The organism is Chryseobacterium sp. PvR013 (assembly GCF_017833095.1).
GTDB lineage: Bacteria > Bacteroidota > Bacteroidia > Flavobacteriales > Weeksellaceae > Chryseobacterium > Chryseobacterium culicis_A.
On record NZ_JAFIBT010000001.1, the window covers coordinates 4149726 to 4170860 of the forward strand.

11 protein-coding genes are annotated in these 21135 nt (G+C 35.5%); 10 read left to right on the forward strand and 1 reads right to left on the reverse strand.

The features are described 5' to 3' along the window. Positions 1-31 precede the first annotated feature (31 nt). A complete protein-coding gene (locus tag JOE44_RS18970) occupies positions 32-3682 on the reverse strand; it encodes an MMPL family transporter (protein ID WP_209786790.1) in 3651 nt (1216 codons plus the stop codon). 194 nt (positions 3683-3876) lie between these two features. Here JOE44_RS18970 and JOE44_RS18975 point away from each other — a divergent pair, with 194 nt between their 5' ends. From JOE44_RS18975 to JOE44_RS19020, 10 genes are all read left to right on the forward strand, one after another. Next, positions 3877-4884 carry a hypothetical protein gene (locus JOE44_RS18975; protein ID WP_209786791.1) on the forward strand — a complete coding sequence of 336 codons (1008 nt, stop codon included), beginning with the start codon at positions 3877-3879 and terminating at the stop codon, positions 4882-4884. A gap of 1 nt (position 4885) precedes the next feature. Further along, positions 4886-6025, forward strand: coding sequence for an EpsG family protein (locus JOE44_RS18980; protein WP_245169812.1), 1140 nt, complete (start codon positions 4886-4888; stop codon positions 6023-6025). A 204-nt stretch (positions 6026-6229) separates the two neighbouring features. Then, positions 6230-9649 carry a T9SS type A sorting domain-containing protein gene (locus JOE44_RS18985; RefSeq protein WP_209786792.1) on the forward strand — a complete coding sequence of 1140 codons (3420 nt, stop codon included), beginning with the start codon at positions 6230-6232 and terminating at the stop codon, positions 9647-9649. 274 nt (positions 9650-9923) lie between these two features. Beyond that, entirely contained in the window at positions 9924-12485 is a 2562-nt protein-coding gene (topA, locus tag JOE44_RS18990; protein ID WP_209786793.1) for a type I DNA topoisomerase, read from the forward strand. 170 nt (positions 12486-12655) lie between these two features. Continuing rightward, the gene (locus tag JOE44_RS18995; protein ID WP_209786794.1) at positions 12656-14116 is read left to right on the forward strand and encodes a T9SS type A sorting domain-containing protein; all 1461 of its coding nucleotides are present in this window, start codon (positions 12656-12658) and stop codon (positions 14114-14116) included. A 105-nt stretch (positions 14117-14221) separates the two neighbouring features. Then, entirely contained in the window at positions 14222-15292 is a 1071-nt protein-coding gene (locus JOE44_RS19000) for a formimidoylglutamase (RefSeq protein WP_209786795.1), read from the forward strand. Positions 15293-15295: 3 nt separating this feature from the next. Then, positions 15296-16297 carry a glycosyltransferase family 2 protein gene (locus JOE44_RS19005; RefSeq protein WP_209786796.1) on the forward strand — a complete coding sequence of 334 codons (1002 nt, stop codon included), beginning with the start codon at positions 15296-15298 and terminating at the stop codon, positions 16295-16297. A gap of 112 nt (positions 16298-16409) precedes the next feature. Further along, positions 16410-17528, forward strand: coding sequence for an MraY family glycosyltransferase (locus tag JOE44_RS19010; RefSeq protein WP_209786797.1), 1119 nt, complete (start codon positions 16410-16412; stop codon positions 17526-17528). A gap of 36 nt (positions 17529-17564) precedes the next feature. Continuing rightward, on the forward strand, positions 17565-18455 hold the full coding sequence (locus JOE44_RS19015; RefSeq protein WP_209786798.1) for a polysaccharide biosynthesis/export family protein: 891 nt from the start codon (positions 17565-17567) through the stop codon (positions 18453-18455). A gap of 2 nt (positions 18456-18457) precedes the next feature. Next, positions 18458-20956, forward strand: coding sequence for a polysaccharide biosynthesis tyrosine autokinase (locus JOE44_RS19020; protein ID WP_209786799.1), 2499 nt, complete (start codon positions 18458-18460; stop codon positions 20954-20956). Positions 20957-21135 lie beyond the last annotated feature (179 nt).

Here is a 21135-nt window from a genome sequence, read left to right on the forward strand (position 1 = left end):
AGCGTTTACAAAAATATGTTTTTCATATTTATTATTTAGTTTTAAATACTTTTAATGATTCAGAACTAAATTTTAATGCATAATTATCACTTTCAAATGAAGTGTTTTTTGTATTTACAAAAATGATTGTTTCAGGGAGATCCTGAATATCATTGAATGTAAAATGATCATGTGAGACAATAAGTACATCAATCTTTTTGTTCACTTCCGAAAGATCTTTTATATACTGTATCTTTCTTCTTTTTACCAGATAGCTATGGGCAGCTGTTGCTCTTTTTTCATCATTTTTTATCAGAGAAAAAACTCTTCGGCTTGCCTGGTAAAGCGTTAATAAAGCATCTTTCTGTCCGAAATCATCCGCCATATGAAGAATGTTGGCTTCATGGGAAATATGCTTATTCATTTCGAAATATACTGATTTATTGTTATTGAAATCTTCTTTTACTTCTTTTACCACTTCACTGTCCTTATACAGGTAGCTCAGGAATAATTTCTTTTTAAAATAATTTTCATCCTCAATCTCTTCTCTCAGTTTTGCAAATTCTTCTCTGAAATAGGCATTGATCTTCTTGGTTCTTTCAGAATAGTTTTTACCAAAACTAATGTCATCTTTGCTGATTCTGTTCCCCACTTTTACGGTAATACTTCCGTCATAGATTATAAAATCTCCTTTCGGTAATACCTCAGAGTTTCCGTGGATATAGAGTGGAAGAATATCCAGACCGAACTGCTCGGCAAGATAAAATGCGCCTTTATGGAATCTTTTCACATCATTGGTGTAAGAACGCTCTGCTTCAGGGAAAACAACCAGGGAATATCCTTGTTCAATTTTTTCCTTCAGTTTTTCCATTCCGTTCTCGATTCCCTGTGAAACAGGATAAAAGCCCAATGCCCGTACCAATTTCCCAAAAACAGGAGACTGATATACCCAGTCATTCACAAGGTAAATGATTTTATGGGTAGCCATTGCTATTGCCAGGGTATCAAGGAAAGACGTATGATTGGCAATAATGACAGCAGGTTTACTGAAGTCTTCCAATGTATTTTTAATGACCTTCTTCTTTACAAATGGATTGGAATAAAGGACAGAAGTTAAAAATCTGGCTAAAATAAGTTTGATAATATCCAGGGTTTTTCCTTTGGAATTTTTAACGAAGAAGCTTCCAAACGCTGAAAATATAAGACCTCCGATTCCATAGTATAAAAATGAGAAGATTGAAATAACCGAGAGTCTGAAGGTGATTGGTGAAAGTCCTTTTTTGGCCCGGTTGGTAATGAATAATCTGAACCAGAAAGGATATAATGTAGAGGTAATAATAATCACAGAAAACATTCCTATCAGCGCCACGAGTGCTAAAGAATGCAGAGCCGGATGCTTGGCAAAGATCAGAGATCCGATAGACAGAATAGTCGTGAAAACGGCAAGAATAATGGATGTTCTGTAAGTGGGCAATTCATTTTTTCCTGTGGTATGTTCTTTTTGCATAGCCTGTGTCAGAAAAATACTAAAGTCATCCCCAACTCCAAATACAAGAGTACATACAACGGTACTGAAGATATTTAATTCAAGTCCCAGGAAATAAAGAATTCCGGCTGTCACAATACCCGTCAGGACAATTGGGAACATGGTCAGGATTGTTAATTCAAAATTTCTGAAGAAAACAATGATTGTTAAAATGATCGCAAGAAGAGAATAATTAATCAAGGTATTGAAATCCCTTTTCAGGAGTCCAAGGAAATTCTCGTTCATCTGCTGGCGGTCAATGGCAATGGCATCATGTTTCTTCTCAATATCTTTGATGAAAGTATCCCGTTTATTTTCGTTCACTTTCACAACATTGGAAACGGTGTAAAAACCATTTTCGCTGCTCATGAATTCTGAAATCTGAAGTGCTTTCACCTTTTGATAGTCTTTTAGACTTAATGCGGTATAGTTTTTATGCAAAGCTTCATTAAAACTGTCAAAAGCAGAACTGTTGAACCCGAATTTATTTCCGTTACCGACCAGCCCAGTAATGGCCTGATTCTTTTTCTGGTCATTCCAGAATTGGTTCCAGTGGTCAATCTTTTTTTGCTGGTCTTTTTCTGAAAGCACGATACTTCCGATAGAATTATAACTTAAAATTTTACCCTCTTTCTTTTCTTTTTCAAGGAAGCTGCTGAGTTCAGAATTTCTGGATAATGCCTCTTCTTCAGAATTTCCATAAGAAATAGTGTAGATTGATTTTGAAGTGATATCGGAAAGTTTCTGCAGTTTTGCTTCACTGATTTTTAATTCTTTTGGAATATAATTCAGATCACCAATATCTTCATTAAAGCCCACATGTCTGAATCCGAACAGGCAGGCAAGAATGATAATGGAACATCCTATGATTAAAGGTTTGTTTTTCTCATAAGGATAAGAGCCGATTCTATCGATAAAATTGGTGTTGAGATGTTCTTTTTCTTTTGGTTTATAAAGCTGAGGAACAATAATTAATGCTGAGACTGAAGAAAGAATAACTGTAATGGCTGCAAAAAGGCCTAAATCTTTTAGTGCTTCAGAGCGTACAAAAACCAGGCACAGGAATGAAACGGCTGTCGTTGCGCTGCTTAATACAATAGGTTGGGTGATTTCTTTGTAAAGCTCTTCAATATTGTTGTTGTGTTTGTAATGCGTCAGAATATGCAGGGCATAATCTATCGTAATCCCTATCAGAATAGCGCCTACACTTAATGAAATTGCAGAAATCTTATCTTTGATAAAATAAAGGATTAAAAGGGCAAGCAGTACCGAAAACACCGTGGGCAAAAACACAATGATAGGTGTAAAGATATTTCTGAAGTAATAGATCAGAAGGATCAAAAGCACCGTCATGGAAATGACTACCGTGTTCTGTATGTCTTTTTTGATTTGTTTTGCATTGGCCACAGCAATCACCGGAGAGCCGAAATAGCTGATCTCTGTTTTTCCTTTGAACTGTTTGTTGATATGGTCTTTTATAGAATTAAGCTGATCTATAAAAGCTTCATTTGCTTTTGTATCATTGCTTTTGTTCCTGGGGTCAATGAAAAGTAAGAGGTTTTTACCATCTTTGGTTACAATATAGCTGTCTTCGAGTTTGAAGTCTTTGCTGATATTTAAAGCATTTAATTTTTTGATTCCTAAAAAAGTAAGTCCCAAAGGATCTTTTTTAATAAACTCTTTGGTGACAAGACTTGTGGGAGAAACCAGTGAGATGTAATTGTTTTCTACCTGTTTCGCAATGCTGTCTTTCTGAAGTTTCCGGTCAATTTCTTTATAATCATTCTCATTAAGGAATAAAGGGAGGTTCTGGCTGACAAAATCAAAGGTTTCAGAAATCTCATTATCATTCACTTTACCCTGAACAGAGCCGATATACTTTTGTAGAGGATCAATTTTTTTGAGGAAAGTATCTGCGGTTTCGGAAAGCTGGAAGCTGTCTTCTCCGGATTTATTCTCTATAATAACAATAATTTTATCCGAAAAATTGAGCTGTTTAAGAACCTTTGCCGTAAGATCTGATTTTTCATTTTTAGGAATAATCTGATTGATGTCTTCCTCAAAATTGATCTTTGACGCAAAGAATAGGCATAAAACGGCAATTCCCAAAGCTGTCAGTACAGATAGGATTTTATTTCTGGAAATCAGATAATATAAAAATATAAAAAAGCGATGCATTGCATTTAAATCAAGTCTGCAAATTTAATTTTTTAAGCATTAGTTCAAAATAGTTAGCGATAAGTTTTGACTGAAAATCAATAAAATATTCTAGGAAGAATGAAAAAATATTCTACTTTTGCAAAAGTTCCCTTTTGAAAAAATGTATTTTCAACCACCATTATTATTAAAAAAATAAGAATCTGTTTTTAGATATGTTGAAAAGAAATGATGAAAAAATAAACGGATTTCTATTTGTAATAGTACTTCCGCTGCTGTTGTTTGCCATGTCTTATTATGGGTTTGAATCTTCCTATACAAGACTGAAAACATCAGAGACTACTCCTGACTTTTTATTTTCCTCCGTATATGCTTACAGAGTGATTCCTAATTATCTGAGTGTACAGATGACAGATCTGATGTACAGTCTGATTAACGGACCCCTTTCTTTCTTCAAAGATTTTCTATCAAAAAACGGAACCCCTTTTTATCATGGGCTTTTCCTGATGAACAGTGTGTTCTTTGTTTTATGTTCTTTGATTTTGAATGCTGTTTTTCAATTGAAGTCAATAGGACTTCTGCTGAATCTTAATGCGAGAAGGATTATTCATCTCTTATCTGTGTTTTTCATTGTGATCACACAATATGCACCTACAAATTGTGATACTATTGCACTATTCTGCTATCTGGCGGGTGTTTTTTTAACCCTGAAATATTTAGATACCAGAAAAAATGTTTTCTTTTATATTCTCATTGGTCTCATCGGAGTTTCTACTCTGGTAAGAGAAACAGCCTGTTTGAACATTGCTTTTTTTGCCGCGGTATTTTTCAATATTGATGAGTTGAAAAAAGGAAATTATCAGGTAATCTGGAAAATTATACCATTGGTTGTTGCTTTTCTGATTCCTTATCTGGGATTGAGAGCATTACTTGTTCAGGACGAAACTACTTTTGTGGAAGGGTTTTATATTAACAGAAACTTTTCCAGTCCTTTCAATCTTGCAGGATTGGTCTTTGCATTAATTGTGATTTATTTTATATACAAGCTGTGTACAGAAGACGAAAACAGGAGTGTTTTTGGAAAGTATTTTTTCTTTTCCATTCCTTATCTTCTTATGATTACTTTAGTGGGACTTTTCTGGGAAGTGAGGCTTTTCCTGCCTTTAATTCTGACCGGAATAATCACAGCATATCATCAGTTTAAAAAAACACCAGAGATTTAGCATGAGTTTACTACATCCATATTATTTAATTGCAATTGTCTATATGCTGTTTTTCAGTGTTCAGGAGGTGTATGGAAAGAAGGTTGATAAAAAGTGGTTCTGGTTCCTTGCTGTTTATTTTATTATTATTGTTGGTCTTAGAGACAGCGTAGGTCCGGATTACGGAAGTTACAAGGGAATTTATATTTACTCTGATACCAAAAGCTATTACAGTATCTTTATGAAGATGCTCCATATGGAAGGTACGGAAACCCTGGATGTGGAATGGCTGTATACTTTGATTAATAAGATACTTCTCAATTTTTTTGATGCTCCCTTTTATATGCTGACGCTGGTTATTGCCATTTTTGCGATGATCTTTAAAGTGGAATATACAGAAGACAATACTTTTTATCCCTTTACTTTTACGCTGTTTATGTTTATTCCTAACTTCTTTATCGGGGAGAGTGGGCAGATCAGACAAAACCTGGGAACTTTTATTGTTTATTTTGCGATACGGTATATTAAAGAACGGAAGCTCTGGCATTACCTGTTTTTTATATTCATAGGATCTGGTATACACAGTGTTTGTTATTTATTCCTGCCGATGTATTGGCTGGCCCGTGTTCCGTTAAACAGAACGGTGATGCTGATTATGATTGTAGGGTCTGTCTTTTTATCGCCGTTTGAAATCTATAGGAGTTTTGGAGGTTTCTTAGATGGTATGGCTTCTAACAGTACACTTGTAGAAGGATTTAATGGATATATGGATGAGACGGTACAACGGCTTAATGGTGGGATCGGAATCCCGGAGGTCATGATGGCTATCCTTACTTTCTTCCTTTTTGTTTTTGATAATAAGATGAAAGAGCTGTATCCTTATTACGAATATCATAGAAACTATGCTGTAATTGGGATCTGTCTTTACTTTATTTTTAGAAATAACCCTATCTTCTCATCCAGACTTGCAGGAGCATTTATTGGGTTCTCGTACATTATTATTCCGAATACAATGTATGTTGTTTCCGGAAGGGTTAAAAATATGATTTATGCATTTATTATTTCACTGGTTGTCTTCAATTTTGTCGTCTTCTCCATCTTTAATAATATTAAGGCTGGAAGATTTTCGATAGATCTTTATAGAAACCATATTCTTCCATAGTATTTTGAACATTAAAATATAAAGGCAGCTTAAGGCTGTCTTTTTTTATGTAAAAGGTTTTGGGTATTTGTACTGTTTATCAGGTTTTGTTTTATATTATTAATAACATAATTAAAATATGATGTTTTTATTTATATAATAAATCTCTTTTCATTGAAATGGGCGTAAAAATTGCATTCCGCTAATAACACTAAACCATAAGGTATGAAAAGATTAACTGAAAAATTAGCGGCAGTTATCTGCCTGATATTATTTGGAGTCTGTTCTAAAGCTAATATCAGAGGAAGCCTTCCCTCAGCAGCATATATAAGAACGGTATGGCATGCCAAGAGCATTGACTCATTGAAAAGACCAGTCCATGAATTGACAACATTATTTCTTCCGGACTGGAAAAAAGCTCCTAACAGTTATATTTTTGATCCCAATCAGAATAGCGAAGGATTGTTGGTTCCCGTAAAGAAAGCCTATGCAATGTGGGAAGGAGGCGGATATCTTAACGGAACCGGTATTCCGGCGGGTACAGTAACTGCAGATGTTTTATGGGAAGACGTTCATGGGCTTATAAAGTCCGGAGTAAACTATGCCCTTGAAATAATGGGAACAGGGCAGGATGCTAAGATAAAGGTTCCTGTCAACAAAGCGAAAAAGGGAAATGCTGTGATTGCTCTTAAAGTAAACGGCGAAATTTATTGGAGCTGGCATATCTGGGTAACGGATGATCCTACGAATGGAGTTACCTATAGAAGTTTCAACAACGTCAAAAGAATGAAATCAGACGGAACTACTGAGGTTATTCCAGACTCCGATTGGAAATGGATGGATAGAAATCTGGGTGCTATCACAAGTTCTATCACGGCATCAGACTGGAACCGAAGTATCGGACTTCTTTATCAATGGGGACGAAAAGATCCTATTCCGCCATTGGTTACAAGAGGAAACGATTTCTACGAAGCTTCAGGATCTATTGGCAGAGTGAGACATAGAGGGGCTAAAAATATGACCAATGCTGTAAGTATTGATGATCTCAGGAAGTTTGTTCTGCTTTCTTCTGCGGAGGTTACCAATAATATAAGGCTTTCTGTAAAAAATCCTTTGAGTCTTATCTATGTTAATAAAGATGATAATTCAGGTCAGGCTTACTATAATAATAATCTTAATCTTCCTGTCAATTGGTTTGGTAAATCTACTGCCTTGCCGAGTAACAGGCTTTCAGAACTCAATCTTTGGTCAGACAATGCACAAGGAAAAATCGAAAGCATTTACAATACAGATGAAAAAGCTAAACCTTATAGAGATAAATCTCCTTATGATCCATGTCCTAATGGATGGCGTATACCCTCAATGCTGGTAGCGAATCTGGCCTCTGGATCCTATGTAGATGATATAAGAATAGATTTTTCGCCTTTCGGGGTGAAAACCAATATGGCAAGAAATGTTTTTGAAGCCAATAAATATCATATCATAAAACCTACTGATGCAGGAATTCCAGCCTTTATGACAGGGTTTAGGATTTATCCCAATCTTGGCTTTGATCTATCTGCGGTAGGAGGATATAATATGGGGGTTTTTCCCGGAAACGGACAGCTTATCAGAGGAGCCCATTTAGGACAATACAGTGATCAGCATCATATTGCATTGTGGACGGCTACTTTGACTCGATTGTTTGATGCTTCTCCGGCTGTTACGGTAAGAGGGCTTTCCATGATTCCGGATAAAACACAGCCTGATATTCCGGATGCGAATTATCCTAATATTAAAGGACGTTATTATTACTTTCCAATGTCCGGAATGTATACCTCAGATGCTAACGGCTGCAGATGTATAAAAGATCCCCTATACACCATTAATGATTATGATTTCCCAACAGAATACCTGCCAGTAGCCACAGAATTCAAAGAAGGTTTCAATAGCCCGAATACGTATCAGGTTGTTAAAAGCGAAACAGCCACTATTATTGAAATTCCGGTCAGTAAAGCGTTTTCTGTACAAAGCCAGTTATTGGGTAATCTTGAGATATTAAATCCTTCCAATTTTACTAATTTAAAAACCAATGTGCTATGGACTACCAATACCTCTCTTATCAGCAGAATTCTAATGGTGAATCCTTCACCTTCATCACTGCAGGATATTATTAATTCTAAAATATCTGTAGAAATTGCTCCTAATGAAAGTGGAAATGCTGTGGTAACATTGCATAATGGCGACGTATCTTCACCTGTATATTGGAGCTGGCATATCTGGGTTACAGATTCTCCTGTAGGATCTTATTCTTATGTTACAGAAGTCCCGGAAGCAGTTACAAATTATGTGAACTATGTCAACAAAGCTGATGTTGCATTACAGACGGTCTTTATGGATCGTAATCTCGGAGCAACAGATGCTTTTCCCAACATTGTCAATCCTCAGGCGCCAACTGCTGATGAGCTGTTAAAAATACGTGCCTCTACCGGACTGCATTATCAATGGGGTAGAAAAGATCCCATTCCTCCATTCCAGTATGCTGATAATAGAAGCTTTTATAATGTGTTTCTGGGAACTCCTGCTCCTAAAGGAACTGTTTCGTACACTACGCTTAATCAGTCTGAATATAACAATCTTTCAGGAAATTATATTGTACCGTATAACACGTATGCGACGTTATCAAATGTACAGTTAACGGATAAGCCAGCTGATAAAATTTCAAAAATATTATCCTATTCTGTGAAAAATCCTCTGGTATATATGATCCCAAGTACATGGGCTCCTTATAACAGTACAACACCCAATTATACGAACGGTACAGACTGGCTGGCACAGGAACCCAATTTAGCGCCTGACCGGTGGGGAAGAGGAGGTAGTAAATCACCTTTTGATCCTTGTCCTGAAGGATGGAGGATTCCTGATCTGACCAGTGTAGCTTTGGTTTCAGGTGCTGATTTCGGACAAACTCCCTGGTATAAAAAAGATAAGAATGTGGCCACATCATATAGTATTGCGACTGATTATTTGGGAGCAAGAGTGAGAAATTCGGCCAATGCTACGGTAGGGTATTTGTTTAACAATCCGGCTTATCCCATAGGAAACTACCCTGATTCCGGATCAAGAGGTTTCAGAAGTGTTATTGCCAATCAGACTTCACAGGGAACGTTCAATGTTCTCAACTTTCAGTATCCGGCTGTATGGACGGATGCTTTAAATTCAAATTACATTGGAAGGTCTATTAATGTTTTGTTTGATGCAGCTTCTACAACCAACAGGATAATGGTCTTTCATGATAATAATGATCCGTACTTCGGAACGGGATGCCGATGTGTGAAAATAGAATATGATGCCAATGGTAATGAAGAAGGTCCGCTCTCAAAAATGAATACGATATCTAAAGAACCTAGACTGAGCAAAGTAAATTCTGAACTAAAAATTAAGAATAACAAGATCTCTTTATACCCAAGCCCTTTTTCTAGTATCCTTTACATCAGGGCTACGGTGGATAAAGAGTACAGTTTTCAGGTTTTTAATGCCCTCGGTCAGCTTGTGAAATCAGGACAGTTTGTCAATAACCAGGCAGATCTCTCTTCTTTAAGTGCAGGAGTGTATGTAATAAGAATAAATAATTCAGAAGCAACTGTAAAAATTATAAAACAATAAACCATAACAAGAGGGTTGAATAGCAGAATGAGGTTTCTTGTTCTGCTTTTTCATATAGAGCATATTTCTTGCATCTATTATGGCTGGTGAAAAATTCTATATCATTCAGTGTTGATAATTACATAACAGTCTAAAACCTATACTACAAAGGATTTGTTTCTTCAAAAAATGGATGCTGAAAGAGAGTGTAAACCACTTCGATTGTTAAATTAAACCCGTTTAACAAAAAGTATATAATAAAAAAGCTTTACTTTTGCAAAAATTTTTAGTTAGAATGTCGAAAAATTTAGTAATCGTAGAGTCCCCGGCAAAAGCAAAAACTATTCAAAAATATCTAGGAAAGGATTTTGAAGTAAAATCCAGTTTCGGACATATCCGGGATCTTCCTAAAAAAGGAATGGGGATAGACCTTACTACATTCAGTCCTGATTACGAAGTTTCAGCAGACAAAAAGAAATTGGTAACCGAATTAAAGGCGGCCGTAAAGAAAGCTGATATGGTATGGCTTGCTTCCGATGAGGACCGCGAAGGAGAAGCTATTGCATGGCATCTTGCGGATGAATTGAAGCTGAAGCCTGAAAACAGGAAAAGAATTGTTTTCCACGAGATTACCAAAAACGCCATTCTAAAAGCAATCGACAATCCAAGAGATATTGATCAGAACTTAGTGAATGCCCAGCAGGCAAGAAGAGTGCTGGACAGAATCGTAGGTTTTGAAATGTCACCCGTTTTATGGAAAAAAGTAAAACCGGGACTGTCTGCAGGTAGAGTACAGTCTGTAGCAGTAAGATTAATCGTTGAAAGAGAAAAAGAAATCCGTGAGTTTAAACCAAAAGCAAGCTTTAAACTTGACGGGATTTTCCTAAATAAAACAGAGCAGGAAATTGCTGCCAAGCTGAAAAAAGACTTTGAAAAGGAAGAAGAGGCAGAAAAATTCCTGGAACAGGCAAAAACTACAGAATTTAAAGTTCTGAATGTAGAAACCAAGCCAGGTACACGTTCGGCTTCCGCTCCGTTTACAACTTCTACATTACAGCAGGAAGCTTCCTCAAGACTTGGATATAATGTAACCAATACCATGCGTCTGGCACAGAGGCTGTACGAAGAAGGGTTTATTACCTATATGAGAACAGACTCCGTAAACCTTTCCCAGGAAGCCATTGAAGGTGCTAAAAAACAAATCGTATCAGAATACGGAGCAGAATATTCTTCTCCAAGAAACTATACCACAAAATCTGCTTCAGCACAGGAAGCGCACGAAGCGATCCGTCCTACGGATTTTGGAGTAAAAACTGTAGCTGATGCACAATTAAACAGACTGTATCAATTAATTTATAAAAGAACACTGGCTTCTCAGATGGCTAATGCCAAAATTGAAAAGACAGTAATTGAAATAGGAAATGCGTCATTGCCACATCATTTTGAAGCACAGGGTGAGGTGATTATATTCGATGGTTTCCTGAAGGCTTACGGCATTGTAAAGACAGAAGAGGATGATGAAGAAAACAACGATAAGTTGTTGCCGAAAGTAACTGTAGGAGAAATATTGAACTATAAAACAATTACTGCTACTGAAAAATTCACAAGACCAAGTGCAAGATATACTGAAGCCGGATTGGTGAGAAAACTTGAAGAATTAGGGATTGGGAGACCTTCTACTTATGCTCCTACAATTCAGACCATTCAGAACAGAGAGTATGTAGATAAAAGAGAAATCGAACCGCATACCCGTGAAGTGATCAAAATGTCTTTGACAAAAGATAAGATCAAAAAAGTAGTTCTTGAAGAAAAATTCGGAGGTGATAAAAATAAATTCATTCCTACAGATATTGGTGAAGTTGTAAATGATTTCTTAACAGATAATTTCAGAGAAATCCTTGACTACGGTTTCACAGCAAGAGTAGAAGAAAGTTTTGACGAAATTGCGAGTGGCGACCAGAAATGGAAGGAAATGATGACGAATTTCTACTCGAAATTCCACCCGAGAATTGAAGATGTAGAAGAAAATGCAGACCGTGCCACAGGAGACAGATTATTAGGAGTAGATCCAAAGACCGGTAAAAATGTTCATGCAAGAATCGGAAGATTTGGAGCAATGATCCAGATTGGAGAAACGGATGATGAGGAGAAACCAATCTTTGCTTCATTAATGACAGGCCAGAATATCGCAACCATCACTTTTGAAGAAGCATTGGAACTGTTCAAGTTGCCTTTTGATTTAAGTGAAGTTGACGGACAGCCGGTTTCTGTAGGAGTAGGAAGATTTGGACCTTATGTGAAATGGGGAGAAACGTATATCAGTATTCCGAAAGGTGAAGATCCGCTTTCTGTAGATCAGAAACGTGCCGAGGAAATCATCAATGAAAAGAAAATTGCGGATGCTCCTATTGCAACGTATAAAGGAGAACCTGTAACAAAAGGAACAGGAAGATTCGGACCATTTATCAAGTATAAAGATATTTTCGTGAACGTTCCAAAGAGATATGATTTTGAAAATCTTTCTCAAAGCGATATCAATGAACTGATTGATGCTAAACTGGAAAAAGAAGCCAACCGATACATCCAGCAGTGGGAAAAAGAAAAAATTTCCATTGAAAACGGAAGATGGGGACCTTTCATCAAATTCGGAAAGGCCATGTTCAAAATTCCTAAGAAAGCTGACGACACAAAATATGATGCTGAGGAATTAAAAGAACTTTCTTTAGATGAGGTTAAAAAATGGATTACAGATCAGGATCCTAAAGCTTTTGCAGAAAAGAAAAAACCTGCAGCTAAAAAAGCGACTACTACAAAGAAAACAACAGCAGCAAAGAAACCTGCTGCCAAAAAGAAATAATAATCAGAGAAGATTGATAAAGCCGTTGACAGACCATGTTAACGGCTTTTTTTATTAAATCCTATTCTAAAGAAGATATTTCTCTTCTTATTATTTCTCATTAAATTTTTAACTTTAGCGACTTGAAAACTAATATAACAACCTGAAACATCATTTTAAAATTGAGTCTTATGTATAAAATTCTATCTATTTTAGGGCTTTTCATCACTTTGAATGCCTTTGCCCAGGAAAACCTGCTGGATACATCGTATGGTTTAAGCAGTGGATCTACGGATTTTGCATTTTATAATGGCAGTCAAATGTCCGGAGGACTGCAGATACAATCCACAACCCAACTTCCGGATGGAAAAGTTTTAGCGGTAGGCAGTAACTTTATTGCCCGTTTTACCGCCAATGGAGTATTAGATACTTCTTTTTCCAATGGGTCTGGGTATAAACTTTTCTCTCAGGGGAACTATGGTAAAATAAAACCTGCCGGAGACGGTAATTATATTATCATGGATGGTGGATATGGCGCTGTTCAGAAAATAGATGAAAATGGAAATTTTGTAAATGGTTTTACTCCTTTTAATCAGTCCGCATCCTATGCTGATATAGATATTGATCAGAATGGCAAAATTTATCTTCTGAAATATACCACTTCCAATGCCGGCTCAGATTTTAGCCTTGTACGTTTTTTACCAAACGGAACTCCGGATACTTCTTTTGGAAACGGAGGAACGCTTGCTTTAGGTCTTGCTTATAAATACAGGAGAGTTATTGTAAAAAATAACAATGAAATATTTATAGCAGGTCAGAAAATCGTTGCGGTGAGCGATCAGAGAATCGTTATTACAAAACTTCAGCCTGACGGAAACCTTGATCCTTCTTTTGGAAATGCAGGAACTTTCCAGTATTCCTATGGTCAGAATATAGATGGGAGTGCTCACCTTATGTTTCTTGATAATGGGAAAATCTTAGGATTTACTTCCGGGAGTATTTGTAATGGGAATAATTGTTTTGGGCTTGTTACGTATCGTTTGAATGCAGATGGAACTTTAGATACTACATTTAAAAATACAGGAATAAGTGTTACTCCTGTTCAGTCTGATTCAACTCCGATGAAGGTGGCGCGCCTTGCAGACAATACATTTATGGTTTCAGGAACAGGCTGGTACAATACCTATGCTTTGAAGATAGATGAAAATGGCGATCTGGATAATTCCTTCGGGCTAAACGGTAAAATTATTACGCCGCAAATGCTGAACAAGAATGTATACAATAAAGGATTCGAATTGTATGGGAACTCCATTGTACTATTTGGAATCTACTCTATCTGGTATGGATCGCAAACCAAATATGTAGGGACAGCCCGTAAATATTTTTTTAATACAAGCAGTCTGAAAACTTCAGAAGTACCATTGAATAGCGTGAAGCTCTACCCAAATCCGGTTAAGGATTTTCTACATATTACTTCCGGTGAAAAAATAATGAGCTATGACATCTATGATACAAATGGACGAATTGTATTGCATGTGGAACCTAATCAATTACAGGATAGAATTAATGTAAGCAATCTGTTATCAGGTATTTATTTTATTGATATTCAAATGGTAAAAGAAAGAGTGGTGTCAAAATTTATAAAAAATTAATTAAGAAATAATTCTTATCTTACTAAAAGTCTTCTTCAAGGAAGGCTTTTTTTGTATGTTTGTTATATCAAGCAATTAATCAATTATTACATTTCAAATTAAAATATGGATTTCGAAGACTTTATCATTTCACCAAGAAATTTCAAAACAGAAAGCTGGCAGATAGGAAGTCGGATTACTAAGGATATTAAAGAAGACAGTATTGTTCTTTTATTTGTATCAGACTACAGAGGTGCCGGCGGCGATGCAGAAGTACAGGATTTTACAGCAGTAAGAAAAGAATTTTATAAGCTTTCCCAGATGGACTTCGAAATTCCTGTTGTAGATCTTGGGGATTTGGTTTCCGGGAAATCCGTGCAGGATACTCACTATATCTTGCAGGAAGTGCTGTCCGCATGTCATTATAAAAGAGCTATTCCAGTGATTATTGGAGGTTCCAATGACTTTGCTTTTTCATTATTTTCAGCATTGAATTTTCACAAGAAAAGCATTAATTATACCCAGATCAGTAATATTATTTCTCTTCAGCAGGGAGAAACAATCAATGAACATACTTTTTTAAGTAAGATTTTTGGAGCGAAAAATTTTGCCATTAAAAATTATCATCATCTGGGGTATCAGAAACATTTAAATGAAATGGATTCTGTAAGACTCATCAAAGAAGTAGAGTTTGATATTATCCGACTGGCTGAAATGATGAATTCCACAGAAAAAACAGAACCTTTCTTCAGAAAAGCAGATCTTGTTACCGTAAATTGTGATGCTATTGAAAGTTTTAGTGAACCTTTTTCAATGAATCCACAGGTAAATGGTTTGAACAGAAGAGAAATCTGTGCCTATATGAAAGAAATCGGTTTGAGTGAAAACCTTACATCTGTAGGAATTTTTAATTATAATATTTACTCGGAAAACCAACTGAATCATCAGCTTTTAGCACAGATGTTGTGGTATTTGATCGAAGGAATTAATATCCAGCATACCCATCCGAAAGAAAGACATTATGAGCTGTTCTATGTTTTGATAGATGACAGACAATATGCATTCAGACGCGATACTTTCAGTAATTTATGGTATTTTGGTGAAGATGAAAATATAGAAAACTGCATTCCATGTTCCAGAAAAGATTTTGACGAAGCTAAAAAAGGCTGGCTGAATGCAAGACTGACGAAAATTTAATGTATGACAAATGTTCCCTCAAGAGTATCCATTATTGTTCCCGTTTATAATGTTGAAAATTATCTGACACAATGCCTTGATTCTCTGGTGAAGCAGAGTCTCTCTGATATTGAGATTATTGTAGTGAACGATGGAAGTAAGGATAACTCTGAAAAAATAATTAAAGAATTCGCACACCAATATCCTGAAAAAATAAAAGCTTTTACCAAAGAAAACGGAGGTTTAAGCGATGCCCGTAATTTTGGGATTGACAGAGCAGCCGGTGATTACATCGGTTTTGTAGACAGTGATGACTATGTCACCGAAACCATGTTCGAGGAAATGTTTCTTTTAGCCGAAAAGCATCAGGCTAAAATGGTCATCTGTAATATCCAGAAAGTGGATGAAAACGGAAAGGTTATTCAAAAACTGACCCAGCTTCCCAATATGCCTGAGAAAATAGCCCTTGAAGATAACTTTTCAGTATTTTCGGATATCAGCTACTTTGCCTGCAATAAATTATTCAAAAAAGAACTTTTTAATCAGAGAAGATTTAAAAAAGGGGTTCATTTTGAAGATATTCAGCTTATTCCACAGCTTTTGCTGGAATGTGAAACCATTGCGCAGACTCAGAACTTCCATTATCAGTACCTCGAACGTACCGATTCTATTACAAAAACCCACACAGAAAAAGGACTTGATATCCTAAAAGCAGTGTCTGATGTAGAGAAAGTATTCAGAGAATCCCCTTATTCCCATAAAAATAAAGAATTGAAAAATTTTCAGATTTTTGAAGGAATTTACTCGTTTTTGGCCTATCTGGCATATGTCAAAAAAGAAGAATTATTCTATAGTATGTCTGATCAGTTAGTCCTTTTTATGAAGGAAAGACAAATAAAAATTCAAGATATATTGAAGTATAGTCGTTTTGGTAAGAATTATCTTTTATCTTTGCCTTTGAAGAAAAAGATTTTTTATCTGTTGTTTTTTGCCGGACAGAAAAGATTGATAAGAAAATTGATTTAGTAAACACAAATGTAAGTACTATTGTTTCGGTCAATAGAAAATGATAATGAAGTTCTTATACGTTCTGTTATGGTTTTTTATTTAGGAGATACAAGTGCTGAATAAGAAGAAAATGAAAAATTTTGAATTGTTCTTAAGCGGATCGGGAATACCTATTTTCTATATAAAAATAGGACTGGGTTTCGTGTTCTCCTTTTTAATTACTTTTTTTTCTATTCCTACCATTGTCAAGATTTCTAGAAGAAAGAATCTGATGGATGAGCCTGGAATAAGAAGCTCTCACCTTAGAGAAATTCCCAACCTGGGAGGAATTGCCATCTTTTATTCAATAGGAATCTGTGCCTCAATTTTTGCCTATGAATTATTTGATCTCTATAAATTCTTATTTGCCTCACTGATTATCCTGCTTTATGTAGGAGTAATGGATGATATTGTGGTCATGAGAGCCTATAAAAAACTGGTTGCACAAATTGTGGTGTCTTCATTGGTGGTTATTGGCTCAGATATTAGAATCAGAAGCTTATTTGGAATATTTGGTGTATATGAACTGGAGTATTTTGTAAGCGTGATCTTCAGTATTGTAACATTTATTATTCTGATTAATGCATTCAACCTGATTGATGGAATAGATGGATTGGCAGGAGGATATTCTGTTATCTGCAGCGCTTTATTCGGAATCAGCTATTACCGTTTAGGAGAATATAATTATCCGCTGGTTGTGCTATCCATTATTATTATTGGAACAGTGCTGGCATTTTTATATTACAATTTATCAAATTACCGGAACCGTAAAATATTTATGGGCGATACAGGTTCTATGCTGCTGGGCTTTTTATTAGCTTTTACCTCCATTTGTTTTATAGATATTTTTATAGATAAAAAACTGATAGATGTTCCAAGATATCACCTTCAGTCTGCTCCTGTAGTCGCTGTAGCTATTCTGATTCTTCCCATTGTAGATACATTAAATGTGATTGTGGTAAGGCTTTATAACAAAAAATCACCCTTTGATGCTGATAAAAACCATATCCATCATAAACTGCTAAAATTGAATCTTACCCATAGAAGATCTACTTTTTATATTATTCTTTTCTATTTAATGATTGTAGGAGTAGCTTATTATTTAAGACACATTGATATCAATCTTTTATTACTGGTAATTGTTTCACTGGGTTTTTTTGGTGCTTATTTACCAGATTTGCTATATCGATTAAGAAATAACAAAAATTAACAATTAAATATTACTTTTGTAAACAATATTATATATATGATGAAAAACTTTAAATATTTATTTTTAATATTCCCTCTTTTAGTTACCTCATGTATTACAACAAAGGATGTCAGATATCTGCAGCCCAGTGAGAGTCTCGTAATTAATGAAGAAGGTCTTGTTCCCTACAACATCCCTGTGTACAGGATTACCAAAAATGATATCCTTAACCTTAATATTGTGACCACTCCAAAAGGAGATGCCGCACAGTTTTATTCATCTTACAATTCCTCCGGGGGAATTGGAACTGGAGCTGGAACTGCAATAAGTCCCGCCATGTCAGGTGGTGGTTCTGGAGGAGGAACAATTGGTTCTAATTCTGGTGCCAGCAGAGGAGGAAATATGAATTTTTATTTTAATGGACTGAAAGTTGACTCCAATGGGGATGTCAATGTCTTTGGAATCGGATATGTAAAAGCGGAAGGAAGAACATTAGAAGATATCAGAAAAGAAATTCAGGATAAAGTAAATGAAAATTTCCAGGAAGGTAAATCTGAGGTACGACTGAATACGGACGGCATTACTTATTATATTCTTGGTGACGTAGAAACTACGGGTCTTTCAGGAGAGAAAGTTGCCCATAAAAATACCCTTACCATTACTGAGGCTTTAGCCATTAATGGCGGACTGAACAGAACGATCGACAAGAAAGAGATCGTGATCCACAGAAAACTTCCCGAAGGAATCAAAATTGCTAAAATAGATCTTACCCGCGAAGATCTTATGAATTCTCCTTTCTATTATGTGCAGAACGGAGATGAAATTTACCTGAACACAAGAGCAAAAAGCTTGAATGGATTCGGAAAAGATCCTATTCAGACTTTAACGACAGGAGTTTCGGTAATTACAACGGCATTGTCTATTTATTTACTTCTTAAAAATCTTTAGTCATGATTCCAGAAAGAGTAACCGCTACAGAGAAGAATAATTCTCAGAAAGAAAAGTATGGATCGTTTGCGTTATTTGATTTAGAGCACTTTTTAAGAAGAATCCTTAAAAACTGGTACTGGTTTGTATTTATGTTTCTTATCGGATATGCTCTTGCATGGGGATACAGTAAATACTATGCACAAAATATTTATGCATCAGATTTATCATTAAGTACTTCCAGTAAGGGATCTGAGTTTTTACCAACACAGTCTAATCAGTCTATCAACTTCATCTGGGGAGATACTGGAAATCAGGATGGACTTTATTTGAAGAAAATGCTTTTATCCAGATCACACAACGAATTTTTGGTGAAAGAACTGGATCTTTTTGTTAATTATTCTACTAAGGGACTGATAAAATCCACTTACCTTGATAAAGATGATTCACCGGTCTTTCTTCAGATTGATAAAAAACATCTTCAGCAGATTAATTATCCTATTACCCTGATACCCAAAGGAGATGGAGCATATCAAGTGGTTTTACCGGAAGAAGGAGAATCTACAAACCTGTATAGCTATGAGGTAGAAGGCTTTCAGAGTATCAATCCATACAGCAGACCCGCTGATAAAATCATTAAAATCAATGAGTGGTACAATTCTCCTAACCTGAGATTCAGACTTCTTAAAAATCCTGTTCCTGCTAAAATCCAGTTGGATAATATCATTGTAAACCTGAACTCGGTCAATGAGAGTGTTAATGAAATTGTTTCCACTACAGGCGTTGATTTTGATAAAGAAATCAGATCCATTATGATTATTACCAAAAAAGGATATAATCTTAACGGGACGGTTAATTTCCTAAATAAATCTGTTGCAGAACTACAAAAAAAGAGATTAGCAGACAAAAATATTATTAATAAGAATACAGATATCTTTTTAAAAGACAATCTGGATAATATCCGTAAAAAACTTGATTCAAGTGCAAACGTACTGAATTATTTAAAAACTTCGGAAAAGCTTTATAACATTAAAGACCGTGATGAAAAATCTCTGGAGAAAATAAAAGATTTAGAAGCTAAAAAAGCAGATATCATAAGTAAAATCAACTCTCTAAACAATATCAAAAACACCCTGCAGTCTCAAAATTTTGATAAAATGATTGGGACCAATGCAGCAGGTTTTGAAGATGGATTGTTTTCAGCAACGGTTTCTGAACTTAAAGCTCTGTATACCAAAAAAGCAGAAATGGCTTCTATTTATAAACCGTCATCAGAGCCGATGAGAGAAATCAACAGGCTTATTGATGAGGCAAGAATGGGATCATCCAACAGCTTAAGAGGATATTATAACAGATATTATGATGAAATCAATAAAATTGATCGTGATATTTCAGGAGCCAACTCAGATTTAGCTTCTTATCCTGAAAAAGAAAGAAAGTATCTGGACGCAGAGAGAGGATATAATATGATTGAGGCCACTTACAATAGTCTTTTGGGAAGACAGAGTGATACTAAGATGAGAATGGCAACCAATCAATCTGATATTACAGTGATTGACCCTGCTAAAAATCTGGGGCAAAGAGCTATAGGACCTAATGTAAAGTTAGCAAAGACTGCCATTATCTCTGGATTAATGCTGCTTCCATTACTGTTTATCTTTGTAGGTGAAGTATTGGATAGTAAAATCAGAAATATCAAAGAACTCTTAGGCGCTACGAAAATTCCACTGCTTGGGGTAATAGGAAATAACAGCAATGAAAATATGCTTACCGTTCTGGAGCAGCCGAAATCATCTGTATCAGAGGCTTTCAGGGGAATAAGAGCCAATATGAGATTCTTGATGGAAAATGAAAGTGAAAAAGGTAAAGTTATTTTGATTACATCATCCATTGGAGGAGAAGGAAAAACTTATATTTCTATCAATCTGGCATCTGTAATAGGATTAAGTGACAAAAAAACAATCTTATTAGGCATGGACCTTAGAAAGCCAAAAATCTTTGGAGACTTTAAAATTGATAACAAATACGGTATTTCAAACTACCTTACAGGAGAAGTAAGTATTGACCAGATTATTAACAAAACCAAGATTCCTAATCTTGATGTTGCTACTTCAGGTCCTATCCCGCCAAACCCTTCTGAACTTTTAATGAGCCAGAGAAATATCAGGTTTATAGAAGAACTTAAAGAAAAATACGATTTCATTATTATAGATTCACCTCCTGTAGGTCTTGTGGCTGATTCATACGAGCTCATGAAGCATTCTGATGCTAATCTCTATGTAGTACGTCATGAATACACAGAAAAGTATATGCTGAAAATGATTACTGAAAAGTATCATAATGATGAAGTTAATAATTTAGGGCTTGTTTATAATGACTATAATACAAAACAAGGTTACGGATATGGCTACGGTTATGGCTACGGATATGGTTATGGTTATTTTGATGAAGATAAAAATTATAAAGAGCCGTTACTGATAAGGATCAGAAATAAAGTACAGGTATTATTCAACAAAAAATAAAGCATTAAACCCTCATTTAATGGGGGTTTTTTCATATTTAGAGTATTTTCATTCTATGAAAAAAAGAATATTTTTGCCACTTTGCCGTTTACTTTATAACAAATTATGTTTTTTTGTTTATTTTTAACTAAACATTAAGATTATCATTAATATAAAAATGTTTTATATTTGCAAAAATT